This window comes from Clostridium algifaecis, assembly GCF_017874415.1.
In the GTDB taxonomy this organism is placed as follows: Bacteria; Bacillota; Clostridia; order Clostridiales; family Clostridiaceae; genus Clostridium_B; species Clostridium_B algifaecis.
Genome location: NZ_JAGGLM010000001.1, coordinates 508,841 through 521,597 on the forward strand (window position 1 = coordinate 508,841; position 12,757 = coordinate 521,597).

Genomic DNA, 12,757 nt, shown 5'->3' on the forward strand with positions numbered 1-12,757 from the left:
ATATAGTGCCTAACTAAATTAATAATTTAGCTAAACACTATATATTTTATTTATTATATGAACTTTTAAACAGCTTCTTTTTCAGCATCTAAATTTTCATTGTTTTTTTTTGCAATTGATTTTAAGTATTCTTTTCCTTTTTCGTTGTCATATTTTCCTTCCCACTTGGAAACAACTATAACAGCTAATGAATTCCCAACTACATTTACAACAGTTCTTGCCATATCTAAAATACGATCTATTCCTGCTATAAAAGCAAGTCCTTCTATTGGAATTCCAACTGTACCAAGTGTTGCTAATAGTACTACAAAAGATGCTCCAGGCACCCCTGCTATTCCTTTAGATGTAATCATAAGAACTATTACAAGATTTATTTGTGCAAAAATCGATAGGTGTATACCATACATCTGTGCAATGAATATAGATGCAATAGCTTCATATAATGTAGATCCATCTAAATTAAAAGTATATCCTGTTGGTACTACAAAAGAAGATATAGCAGCTGGTGAACCATACTTTTCCATTTTCTCCATGATCTTTGGAAGAACAGTTTCAGAACTTGATGTACTATAAGCTAATATAAGCTCTGATTTTAGTATTCTAATTATGTTAAAAACACTATTCCCAACTAATTTTGCTACTATCCCCATAACTACAATAACAAAGAATATCATAGATCCATATACAGTTACCGCCAACTTTCCAAGAGGAATTAATGATGACAGTCCAAATTTCGATACAGTTACTCCTATTAAAGCAAAAACTCCAATAGGGGCAGTTTTCATTACCTGATTAGTTACCCAAAACATTGCTTCTGCTGCACCTTCTGCAAATTTTAATACTGGCTTACCTTTTTCGCCAACAGCTGCAACTCCAAGTCCGAACATAACTGAAAAGAATATAATAGGAAGCATATTTCCTGTTGATACTGAATTAAAGAAATTATCCGGAACTATGTTTACAATAGTATCTGCAAAACCATGATGTGATACACCTTTTGCAGTATTAACATAGCTGCTTATATTAGTTTTAGAAAGTCCACTCATATCTATTCCTGTACCAGGATGAAATATATTCGCTACAGCTAATCCAAGCACTATTGCAATTGCACTCATTATTTCAAAATATATTAATGTCTTTAGTCCAATTTTTCCAAGTTGTTTCATATCACCTACACCAGCTACAGCAACTACTAGACATGAAATAATTATAGGAATTACTATCATCTTTATAAGTCTTAAAAATATGTCTCCAAAAGGTTGAAGATATGTTACTATTTTAGGATTTCCATAAAATACTGCACCTACTATAACTCCAAGTATTAGACCTACTACAATTTGAGCAGCTAGTCCGATCTTAATTTTTTTCATATTTTTACTTCCCTTCTTTATAAAAATTCTAAAATTATATTTATATTGAAATACTTTAATCAATCTGTTTCAATATAGTGATTTTTTATTTTTTATTTTTTATTTTTATTTACAAGTTTTTTCATATAATCTTTCAAATAATATAATTAATAAACTAATATTTATTATTATAATTATAAAATTACATAAAACTATAAAATACTACTATAAAATATAAATATTAATTTTAAAAAACTTTTTCAGAGAATATATGATTGATTTAAAATCTTTTTTCTGAAAATATATAATTTTGCTAATTATTTTAAAGCGGAATTAAATCAATTAATTGTATCTTATATGATATAATTTTTATATACATAATATATTTTAGGGAGTGTGTACATTTTGGATAAAAATGAAACTAAAAATGATATATTTATACTACTAATAATTATAATATCCGTACCTTTAACTGGGGAATTAAAATTTTATCCATTTCACGATACTTTTCGTGTAAGTTTTAGTACTACAATATTTCTGTTTTCAATGCTCTGGATAAAGAAAATTCCAATTATAATATGTGGAATATCAGCAGGACTTTCCGTAGTATTTTTTCGTATTATGGCAGCTTTTATGCTTCAAAACAATTTTGACTTTTATAATAATTTTTTGTTAAATACTCCTGCATTTTTTTATTACCTGACGTTTTCTTTTATATTTTATATAACAAAAATAAATAGTTTTCAAAATCGTCCTATATTGATAGGATTCTTTGCAGTGATAAGCGACATTTGTTCATGTACTTTAGAAATATTCATAAGACATTTCTTACTCAAGGACAGCATATTAATATCCACTTTAGGACTGATTTCTATAATAGCTATAATAAGAAGTTTTTTTGTTCTTGGTTTCTTCAATATAATAAAATTAAATGAAGTACGTGAAAAAAATAAACAGCAGTCAGAACAAAATAAATATATGTTATTTTTAATTTCTAATTTATATGAAGAAACTTTTGAGCTCAAAAAGTCTATAACATATGCTGAAGATGTAACTACAAAATGTTATAATCTATATAAAAAGCTTCAAGATTGTACTATAGATTCCATTGACTTTAAAAATTTTTCAGAAAAATTATTGGGTATAGCTGGAGAAATACATGAAATTAAAAAAGACAACCTGAGAATTTATTCCGGCCTTTCTAAAATGATGTCATCTGAAAACTATGAAGATTATATGTACGCTGATTACATAGTAAATATAGCTATTGATGTAAATAAAAAATATGCCTTACTTCTAAAAAAGGATATAGAATTTAAAAGTCAAGTTGATACTTCACTCCCTAAATTTCATGTTTATACTTTATTATCAGTTATAAACAATCTTGTTTCAAATTCTTTGGAGGCTATAAAAAGTACAGGTATCATAAAAATATTCTTTAAAAAAATTGATGTAAACTATATTGAAATTGATGTTCATGACACCGGTCCAGGCATACCTAAAAAAAAGATAGACATTATATTCAAACCTGGATATACTACAAAATATGATAAATCAGGAAAACCGTCAAATGGTATGGGACTTCCTTATATTAAAAAGCTTATACTTGGTTTAAATGGCACTATTTCAGTTAATTTTAATAATTCAAATGAAACAGTATTTAAGATAAAACTTCCTATTACTTCAATTATAAAGAAAGGATGATAAAATGAATTTTTTTATTATAGATGATGATGAAGTTGTGAGATCCATGTTATGCGATATAATAGAAGACTATGATTTAGGAAATGTGGTAGGTGAATTGGATAATGGCAGCACTATAGATAGTACTGAACTCAATATGAAAAATGTAAATATACTTTTAATTGATCTTTTAATGCCTAACAAAGATGGTCTTACCATAGTTAAAGATTTAAAAGATACATTTAGTGGAAAATTTATAATGATATCGCAATTAGAAGACAAAAATACTATAGGAAAAGCCTATTCAATCGGAATACAATATTATATTACAAAACCTATAAATAGATTGGAAGTAGTTGGAATTATACATAAAGTAATTGAACAAATAAAATTAGAAAAATCTATAGATAAAATTCAGGATGCTCTGGACTTTTTGAAATTAAATGATATGCATAAAAATAAAGTTTCGAATAAAAACATATTGACCTCCAGCGAATTTCTCTTAAACGAATTGGGCATACCCGGTGAAAGCGGAAGCAAAGATTTATTATCTATTATGAAATACCTATATGATAATGAGAATAAATTTTCAGATTACGATAATTTTCCCCAGCTCAAAGATTTATTTATAGATATTGCAAAAGAAAAGCTAGGTGAAAACACACCTTCATATAATTTGACAAAGGAAGTTAAGGCCTCGGAACAAAGAATCAGAAGGACAATAATGCAAGCTCTAAATCATGTTGCTTCCATAGGTCTTACAGATTATTCTAATCCTAAATTTGAGGAATATTCCTCTGAGTTTTTTGAATTTGAAGAAGTTAGAAAAAAAATGATTGAACTTGAAAAAGGACCTGAATTCTTAAAAAGTCCAGTTCATATAAATACAAAACGATTTATAAAAATATTTTATTCAAAGGCAAAAAAAATACTATAAATAATATATTTGAAAAGAGTCACCCATTTTATTGTGACTCTTTTTTAGCACATTAATATTAATTCTTTTTAGGTCCAATCACCATAGTCATGGTATTGCCTTCAAACTTAGGAGATTTTTCAACTACAACAATATCGCCCATTTTATCCAAAAATGTATCAAATACTTTTTTTCCCAAAGATTTATAATTGTTCTGTCTTCCTCTAAATCTCATAGATACCTTAACTTTGTTTTCCTTGGCTATAAATTTTTTCGCATTTTTTGCCTTTATACTTATATCATTTTCTTCAATTGTTGCACTTAACCTTATTTCTTTTATTTGAGTGATACTTTGTTTCTTCTTAGCTTCCTTTTCTTTTTTAGATTTATCATAAACAAATTTTTTATAGTCCATTATTTTACATACAGGAGGCTTAGCAGAAGGTGAAACAGCCACCAAATCCAAATTATTTTCTCTAGCCAGTGCTAAAGCTTCTTTAGTTTTAATTATTTTACTTCCATCATTTCCTACAAGTCTAATTTCAGAAGCTCTTATTCCATCATTCAAGTTAAAATTTTTGTTTTTATTTTTATTAATAATATAGAACACCCCTCATTTTTTTATATTAGTTAAAATTAATCCACTTTTTCTCTTTACTACTTTTAATTGCAAGTTCAATAATTTTTATAGTATTTTTAGCCTGTTCAGCAGTTACTTCAAGACCATCATTTTTCATTATTGCATTATATACATTTTTATATAGTTCTCTATAATCACCAATTTCACTTTCAATATTGCCTTCAAAATGGCATCCTCTTATTTCAGTATTTATTGTTCCCCAATTTCTTCTTGACTCCACTCCCCAATTTTCAACATACTTGGGGATTTTGCCTTCTTTTAGAAGCTGTTCCTGCGTATCCATTCCATATTTAATAAAAGATCCACTTTTGCCCAATACAATAAAGTGTGGAAGTTTTGCTCTCACAAGCATACCCGCCTTAAGTGTAACCTTTAAGTTATTATAGTCTAAAATAGTTTCAAAATTATCTACAATTTTTCCTCCTTCCCTTTGAATATTTAAATTTGAAAATATTTTCTCGGGAAGTCCAAATAAAAATTGTGCCTGATCTATAAGATGAGACCCTAAATCATATAATACTCCAGAACCAGGAAATTGTTCTTCTTTCCATGTACTTTCTCTTAAGCAATTCTTATATCTATCAAAATGAGCTTCATATTCAACTATATTTCCCAGTAAGTTATTATTTATAACTTTACAAACAGTTCTAAAGTCGCTGTCCCATCTTCTATTTTGATTTACAGTTAAAATTTTTCCATTATCTTTTGCAAGTTTAATTAATGTTTCCGCTTGTTCCGAAGTTACGGTAAATGGTTTTTCAACCACTACATTTTTTCCACTCTTTAAAGCTTTTGATGCAAGGTCAAAATGAACTGCATTAGGTGCCGCAATAACAACAAGCTGAATATTTTTATCGCCAAATATATCATCCAGATCAGAAGTAGACAGTACATCTCCATATTTATTTTTTAATTTTTGTACATTTTCTTGTTTTCTTTCATAAACTTTATACAAATTAAAACCTTTTATACTACTAATTATAGGTGCATGAAATACCTGGCCTGCCATCCCATAACCTATAAGTCCAACATTTATAATACTATTCATAACATTCACTTCCAATCTTAATACTATAACATAATTGACTCATAGATTTATTATACATAAAATAGAATTGTATTACAAAGATTTGTGGAAATAATTTCTAAGATTTAATAATACACCTTATAAGTTTTTTAAACTTTGTACTTGCAATTTTTGAAGTTTCAATTACTTCTCTATGCTCAAGAGGTTTATCTAATATTCCAGCAGCCATGTTTGTCATACACGATATTCCTATAACTTTAATTCCACTATGATTGGCCACTATTACTTCAGGTACAGTAGACATGCCAACTGCATCTCCGCCAATTACACGAATCATTTTTATTTCAGCAGGAGTTTCATAGCTCGGTCCACTCATACATACATAAACCCCTTCTTTTAATTCTATATTATTTTCTTTTGCTATTTTTTTTACTTTTTCTCTAAGTTCAATATCATATGCATTTGACATATCAGGAAACCGCGTACCAAATGAATCCACATTTTTGCCTATAAGAGGGTTTGCTGACAACAAGTTTATATGATCTTTTATAAGCATAAGCTGCCCCGGTCTATAATTTAAATTTACCGCACCTGAAGCATTTGTAACTATAATTTTTTCAATTCCAATTGATTTCATAACTCTAATAGGAAATGTAACCTGTCTCAAATTATAACCTTCATAGTAATGAAATCTTCCCTGCATGGCTAAGATAATTTTTCCTTCAAGTCTTCCTATAATCAAACATCCCTTATGTCCTTCAACTGTAGATACAGGGAAATTTGGTATATCACTGTATTTATAAATTTCACTGTCTTCTATTTCATCTGCTATTTCACCAAGTCCTGAACCTAATATTATTGCTATCTTAGGATTATATCTGGTATTTTTTAATATGTAATTTGCCGCTTCCTTTATACAATATTCAATATCCATTTTTTTCACTTCCTATAAATTAATATTATGCTGTCTTTATCTTATTATAACATTATATATTTAGATCTATTTATTAAAATTCTAGATTAAATAAGTTAATTTATGATATAATCGTAAATGATAATTAATTGGTAATAAAACAATTTATAATAAGGATCGGAGGTTATAGATATGAATCACGTACATTTGGAATTAACAGAATGTCTGGATAAAACCATAAAACACATTGGTAAAAGGAGCGCTTTTCTAACTACTAGACTTGAAGATAAAATAAACACTATGGCAATAGGTTGGGCTACCGGTGGAATCGTATGGGGAAAGCCTGTATTTACCGCATTTGTCAGAGAATCAAGATACACTCATAAATTCATAGAAAAATCAGGAGAATTTACTGTAAGTGTTCCTGTAAATGACAATTTAAAAAAGGCATTATCATTTTGTGGATCAAAATCAGGCAGAGACTTTGACAAAATAAAAGACTGCGACTTAAAATTAATTCAAGGAGAAACTATATCTACTCCAATTATAGACGGATGCGGAATATATTTTGAATGTAAAACACTATACAAATCAAATATAAAGCCTGACTTCTTAAATAAAAAAATAGACAGCCAAAGTTATAGCAATAGTGATTATCATACTATATATTATGGAGAAATATTAAGTTGTTACTCATTAGAAAAATAAATTTGAAATAGAGTACCTGAATTTTTCAGGGTACCCTATTTAGTGAAAATTTATATTGAATCCGGAGTTACCAATATCTTAACCTGTTTCTTTTTCTCAGGTCCAGTTAATGTTTCAAAGCCTTCTTTTACAATATCATCCAGCTTTATTTTTTTTGTTATGTATCCATCAGTTTTTATTCTTCCACTGTTTAAAATAGATATTGCTGCTGGGAATTCATGCCTGTATGCTATAGTTCCAATTATTTTTTTCTCTGTAAACACTATAGAATTGGGATTAAAACTTGTATTGTCTTCCCATATACTAGTTATTACCATAGTTCCTTCATATTTTATACTTTCTATACCTGTATTAAATCCGACGCTTGCACCCGTAGTTTCAAAGGCGGCATCTACTCCAACACCTTTTGTCATTTTTTTAATTTCAGCTGCTACATCAACTTCATTTGGATCAAGTACTACATCAGCACCAAATTTTTTTGCATATTCCTGCCTTATGGATTTCCTTTGAAATACTGCTATAAAACTTGCCCCTGCTGCCTTTAAACACTGAATTGTTGCAAGTCCTATAGGTCCTGCTCCAAGTACTAAAGCTGTATCACCAATATTAAAATTAGCTATTCTTATAGAATGTAGTGCAACTGTTATAGGTTCAACAAGTGCTGCATCTTCATAAGACATAGTATCAGGTATCTTATGTACATATTCTTCTGGGAATGTAGTATATTCTGCGAATCCTCCTCCTGTTCCACATAATCCATGAAAGCCTAATGATTCACATAAATTATATTTTCCTTCCAGACAAGCAGGACATTTACCACACGCAACTATAGGTTCTACAATAACTCTATCACCCTGTTTGAATTTTGATACGCCATCGCCCACTTCAACAACATCACCTGAAAATTCGTGTCCTAAAACTACAGGTGCTGTATTGCCGCTTAATGGATGAGGATTTCCAACAGGAATAAATATAGGACCTCCAAGGTATTCATGTAAATCTGATCCACAAATTCCACACCATTTAACTTTAACTTTTACCATTCCTTTTTTAACTTCAGGTTCTTCTATTTCTTCAACTCTTACATCTTTTCTTCCATACCATAATGCAGCCTTCATAAAAATTCCTCCTTATATTTGATTATGTAAAAATATTCATGAAATATTATATCATATAAAATGATTAAATAAATATACTTAGGCAATTATTTTATCCTTTATTCTACATTTTAATTCATAATTTACAGATCACTTAAAATTGCTATTTATATTCATATTAAACTAAAAGCTTCAATCTCACACTCCAAATAAATCAAATACATCTGCATCATCAATAGTACGCTTACTCTTTTTATCTGAATTCTTAAGCATATTTTTCATTTTTTCTTCCATTGATTTTTTAAGTAATTCCTGGAAGTTAATATCTCTTAACTTAAAAAACAGAATTGGATCTGCATCTAATCTCGCACCAATTCCATATAATACTGCTGCCACATGTTTGCACATAATTGCCGAATCTGGGCAGCTGCAACTAAAATGAATTTCCTTTGATGTTGGAAACATTCCATCCTTAGAAGAACTAAAAGCCTCTTCAAACTCCATAGGAAATTTTCCTGAAAGTAAAGTTTCCATAGTATCAATTTTATGATTACAAATTTCCGTCATCTTTTGCCATTTAATTCTGTCTAATTTATCAATAGTAATTACAACCTTGTATGGTTTTGAGCCACTGCCTTGAACTAAAGCTTCCGCACTTCCTTCTTTAATCTTTAAATCTAACACAGCTCCATTTCTTACATATGATCTGCCTCGTCCTATTCTATTGCTAAAATCAGCATAGCTTTCTAAGTTTTTATTCCATGCCTTGCCCCACCATTTACTTGCAATACTTTTCCCTTCAATGATAACCGGTGAAATATCTGGATTTGTCTTTTTAAGCTTTTCTAGACTTTTCTTAGCTTTCTCCTTCTTTTCAGCAACTGGAACATATTCAAAAAATCCATAGTGACTCATTTATTTTTCACCACCTAATCTAAATAATTCCATAAGTTCTTTATTATCAAGCTCTGTAATCCAATTTTCACCTGATGAACCTATTATATCACCAGCTAATTTTTGTTTTTCTTCTATCATTAAATCTATTTTTTCTTCAATGGTTCCTGTTGTAATAAATTTATGTACCATTACATTTTTTGTCTGTCCTATACGAAAGGCTCTATCCGTTGCCTGATTTTCCACAGCCGGATTCCACCATCTGTCAAAATGAATGACATGATTGGCTGCTGTAAGATTTAAACCAACACCGCCTGCTTTAAGTGAAAGCACCATGAATGGAATATACTCCTCACCGTTAAAAGCTTCAACCATTTCACTTCTCTTTTTAACAGAAGTCCCTCCGTGAAGAACTAAACCTTCCCTTTTAAAAATTTTTTCAAGAAATGCCGCTATAGGCTCTGTCATTTCTTTAAACTGCGTAAATACAAGAACTCTTTCTCTTTTCTGGTATATATTTTCACAAATATCCTCAAGCTGCTCAAATTTACCGCTGTAATCAGGTTTGTATTCGTTAAGTCCCAAGTACTCATCAGGATGATTGCATATTTGTTTAAACTTAATTATACTTCCAAGCACAAGGCCTTTTCTCTCTATTCCATCTGAAGTTTTTAATTTTCTCTCAAGCTCTTTTACAAGCTTATTATAAAGAACAATTTGTTTTTTGCTTAAAGAGGCATACTCTTTAATTTCAATCTTCTCCGGAAGATCAGATATGACATTTTTATCTGTTTTTAATCTTCTAAGTATAAATGGATTAACAATATTTCTAAGCTTTGCATAATTACTGCTATTATCTCTCATCTTCTTTGTGAAATTTGTAAACTCCTTAGCACTTCCAAGCAGTCCTGGATCTAAGAAATCAAATAGTGACCAAAGATCTGAAAGTCTATTTTCAATAGGAGTACCAGTCATAGCAAATTTCGTTTTTGCCTTAATAGCCTTAATTGTTTTAGTTTGCTTTGTCCCAGGATTTTTAATTGCCTGTGCTTCATCTAAAATCAATATATCCCAAAAAATATTCTTTAACTCTTCTAGACGAGAAGCCATACCATATGTAGTAATATATAAAAATGCACTTTCCTCTAAATTTGCAGCTGCTTCTTTTCCATGAAGTACAATTACGGACATTTTAGGTGCAAATTTTTCTATTTCCTTCTGCCAGTTTCCAATGAGGGATGCTGGAATTACAAGCAGTGCTCTTCCTCCTTTTTGAACTCTCACATTCTCAAGAAAAGCAATAATCTGCACAGTTTTGCCAAGTCCCATGTCATCTGCGAGACAAGCTCCAAAGCCAAGTTTTTGCATATATGAAAGCCATGCAAAGCCTGTCTTCTGATATTTTCTTAAAGTAGCCTTAAAGCTTTTTACAAGCTTACTTTCTTTAATAACTTCTGGATTAACCATGCTATCTCTTATCTTTTTAAGCCAATTGCCATTTGATACTTCTAAATCAATATCTTCTTCATTAATGCCAAGCCTTTCACCTGTATTTAGCTCCAATCTCATTGCTTCTGCTATAGTTAAACCTTCATTTTTAGATAAAGTTTCAGCTTTTTCATAGGCCTCTAAAACTTCAGATAACTTTTTCTTATCAATTTCTATCCATTTTCCCTTAATTAAAGCCAATCCCTCAGACTCTGAAAGCAGCTTTTTAAGCTCCTCTTTAGAGATTCTTTCTTCTCCCAAAAATATTTCCGGGTTAAATGACAATAATTCATCCATTCCAACCTTTGAAGGCTGCTTATCTCCAATAGAAACTGAAAGTCTTAGAGAGTTGCTCTTTTTCTTCCACCAATTTGGAATTCTGCACATTATTCCTGATTTTTCATATATAGGTATTTCCTTTAAAATGATATAAGCTTCTTTTTTAGAAAATCTTAATGGTGAAAATAATTCTCCGCTTTCCATAAGCTCTGATATAAAATCACTTTCACCTGCTGCTTTACTTATAGTAGACATTAATTGAAGCAACTTTTCCTTATCATCTTTATATTCTAAAAGAGCATTTTTTAAAGGCATATGCTTAGCTTTATGTGCTCCTGCCTCTCTATTTTCCGTTGAATATGTTGCCAAAAATGCAAAAGGATACTCTTCATCTTTGTTTTCAACCAGATGAAAAAATATTCTTCCTGCAACATTAATATTAGTATTTCTTTCCATAAAGAAATCTTTTACCGTTCCTTTATATTTTCCTATCTCTTTTCTATATACTTCAGCAACTTTCTCAAAGGTAAAAGAAATCCATTTATCATCTATAAATTCCATTCCTATTGAAAACGGGATTCTGTTTTTAATTTCTTCAAGTTCTTCATAGTCTAAAGCTACATCTGATGCTTCTCTAGTAATTTCTATGTCTGACTGCCTCGAGATTTTCATTATTAATTTATTGGCTAGAAAGTTTAAAAAGCTTATTGACTGCGACATCCAATCATCACTATTAGTAAAGCCAAGCTCCCACAAAGTTTTGTATTTGTCCTTTAAAAATTTTGTATGCCAGTTTTCTTGATTTTTTTGATTTTCTTCTGAAAGATTTTTTTTATGAGCCATTTCATAATCTACAGTAAATCCATTCCTTGTAAAAATAACTATTAGTTCTTTCTTTTCATTAAGCCTTTCTTTCAAAAAACTTCCCCCTAGACAACCAAGTATTTTTTATTAGTGTAACCATTATACATAAAAATATATCATATAAATGACTTTAATACTATATCAGACAATAATCAATTATTCTAATTTTACTACAGAGATTTCGCATCTAAATTCCAGTAAAAATTGTATTTTTACTGGAATTGTATCCAATTACACTTATTTAAAGGGCTGGTAAGCCCGAAGACCGTTAGGTCGAAAAAATAATTACAATTCCCCTTTACCCCAATAAACTTATATAATCAATTTCCAGTTTTAATTTTGAATTATGTCTTTCCAAATATAGGGTTATACCAATTTTCTTTTATAGTAAATCTCTCATCTCTTATATCTTCAATAACATCTATTTGAAGCATATTCTTTTTTCTAAAACATCTTAAGCATCTAAAAAAGTATAGTTGCATCAAATTGAATGCTATTATCATAAACATTAAAACTGTCTCTACTCCCGTAGGACTATGAAGGAAACAATGATCTAAATGCCATTCTGTTTTCAATTGATAAAAGACATTGTTTTCTATGTCCCATCTTTTATGCATTATTTTCCACAGAGTTTCTACTGAAGTGAATTTATCTGTTGTTATAATCCATCCTTTACTAAATGTTACCTTGTCTCCAGTATGAATTTCTTCTGAAAATTTTACGAATCTTATTTTTATAGTTGGATCAGACATTTCAAAGTTATATTCATCCCAGGCTTTTATCTTTATGTAATTTTTACCATTTCTATTAACACGCCATTCTCTATCTGCCTGGCGGCATTTAAACAGGGCTAAAGCATCTCTTACAATATGAAGTCTTTCATCCTTAACTCTTACTAC

11 protein-coding genes are annotated in these 12,757 nt (G+C 29.7%); 3 read left to right on the top strand and 8 right to left on the bottom strand.

Annotated elements, in window-relative coordinates:
* Positions 1-65: 65 nt before the first annotated feature.
* A complete protein-coding gene (locus tag J2Z42_RS02570) occupies positions 66-1,370 on the bottom strand; it encodes a cation:dicarboxylate symporter family transporter (protein ID WP_209700782.1) in 1,305 nt (434 codons plus the stop codon).
* Positions 1,371-1,754: 384 nt separating this feature from the next.
* Here J2Z42_RS02570 and J2Z42_RS02575 point away from each other — a divergent pair, with 384 nt between their 5' ends.
* Together J2Z42_RS02575 and J2Z42_RS02580 are read left to right on the top strand one after the other, a co-directional pair.
* Positions 1,755-3,053 carry a sensor histidine kinase gene (locus J2Z42_RS02575; protein WP_209700783.1) on the top strand — a complete coding sequence of 433 codons (1,299 nt, stop codon included), beginning with the start codon at positions 1,755-1,757 and terminating at the stop codon, positions 3,051-3,053.
* Between the two features lie 4 nt (positions 3,054-3,057).
* On the top strand, positions 3,058-3,969 hold the full coding sequence (locus J2Z42_RS02580) for a response regulator (protein WP_209700784.1): 912 nt from the start codon (positions 3,058-3,060) through the stop codon (positions 3,967-3,969).
* A gap of 58 nt (positions 3,970-4,027) precedes the next feature.
* Here J2Z42_RS02580 and infC read toward each other — a convergent pair whose 3' ends face one another.
* From infC to J2Z42_RS02595, 3 genes are all read right to left on the bottom strand, one after another.
* Positions 4,028-4,549, bottom strand: coding sequence for a translation initiation factor IF-3 (gene infC, locus J2Z42_RS02585; RefSeq protein WP_439897306.1), 522 nt, complete (start codon positions 4,547-4,549; stop codon positions 4,028-4,030).
* A gap of 25 nt (positions 4,550-4,574) precedes the next feature.
* A complete protein-coding gene (locus tag J2Z42_RS02590) occupies positions 4,575-5,636 on the bottom strand; it encodes a Gfo/Idh/MocA family oxidoreductase (RefSeq protein WP_209700786.1) in 1,062 nt (353 codons plus the stop codon).
* A 97-nt stretch (positions 5,637-5,733) separates the two neighbouring features.
* Positions 5,734-6,549, bottom strand: coding sequence for a purine-nucleoside phosphorylase (locus J2Z42_RS02595; protein ID WP_209700787.1), 816 nt, complete (start codon positions 6,547-6,549; stop codon positions 5,734-5,736).
* Between the two features lie 171 nt (positions 6,550-6,720).
* Between J2Z42_RS02595 and J2Z42_RS02600 the strand changes: the two genes are divergently transcribed.
* The gene (locus tag J2Z42_RS02600) at positions 6,721-7,236 is read left to right on the top strand and encodes a flavin reductase family protein (RefSeq protein ID WP_209700788.1); all 516 of its coding nucleotides are present in this window, start codon (positions 6,721-6,723) and stop codon (positions 7,234-7,236) included.
* 50 nt (positions 7,237-7,286) lie between these two features.
* Here J2Z42_RS02600 and J2Z42_RS02605 read toward each other — a convergent pair whose 3' ends face one another.
* The 4 genes from J2Z42_RS02605 to J2Z42_RS02620 all read right to left on the bottom strand — a co-directional run.
* Positions 7,287-8,354, bottom strand: a complete 1,068-nt coding sequence (locus J2Z42_RS02605) for a 2,3-butanediol dehydrogenase (RefSeq protein ID WP_209700789.1) — start codon at positions 8,352-8,354, stop codon at positions 7,287-7,289.
* Positions 8,355-8,531: 177 nt separating this feature from the next.
* Positions 8,532-9,248, bottom strand: a complete 717-nt coding sequence (locus J2Z42_RS02610) for an SWIM zinc finger family protein (protein WP_209700790.1) — start codon at positions 9,246-9,248, stop codon at positions 8,532-8,534.
* Positions 9,249-11,912: a DEAD/DEAH box helicase gene (locus tag J2Z42_RS02615; protein WP_245331430.1), complete on the bottom strand. Its 2,664-nt coding sequence runs from the start codon at positions 11,910-11,912 to the stop codon at positions 9,249-9,251. It abuts the gene before it with no gap.
* A gap of 290 nt (positions 11,913-12,202) precedes the next feature.
* Positions 12,203-12,757, bottom strand: a 555-nt coding sequence (locus tag J2Z42_RS02620) for a transposase (protein WP_245331431.1), incomplete at its 5' end; no start/stop codon positions are given.

Excerpts from the sequence above, each read along its gene's own strand:
- J2Z42_RS02600 (WP_209700788.1), top strand. The coding sequence starts at position 6,721 with ATGAATCACGTACATTTGGAATTAACAGAATGTCTGGATAAAACCATA.
- J2Z42_RS02590 (WP_209700786.1), bottom strand. The coding sequence starts at position 5,636 with ATGAATAGTATTATAAATGTTGGACTTATAGGTTATGGGATGGCAGGC.
- J2Z42_RS02610 (WP_209700790.1), bottom strand. The coding sequence starts at position 9,248 with ATGAGTCACTATGGATTTTTTGAATATGTTCCAGTTGCTGAAAAGAAG.
- J2Z42_RS02570 (WP_209700782.1), bottom strand. The coding sequence starts at position 1,370 with ATGAAAAAAATTAAGATCGGACTAGCTGCTCAAATTGTAGTAGGTCTA.
- J2Z42_RS02595 (WP_209700787.1), bottom strand. The coding sequence starts at position 6,549 with ATGGATATTGAATATTGTATAAAGGAAGCGGCAAATTACATATTAAAA.
- J2Z42_RS02605 (WP_209700789.1), bottom strand. The coding sequence starts at position 8,354 with ATGAAGGCTGCATTATGGTATGGAAGAAAAGATGTAAGAGTTGAAGAA.
- J2Z42_RS02580 (WP_209700784.1), top strand. The coding sequence starts at position 3,058 with ATGAATTTTTTTATTATAGATGATGATGAAGTTGTGAGATCCATGTTA.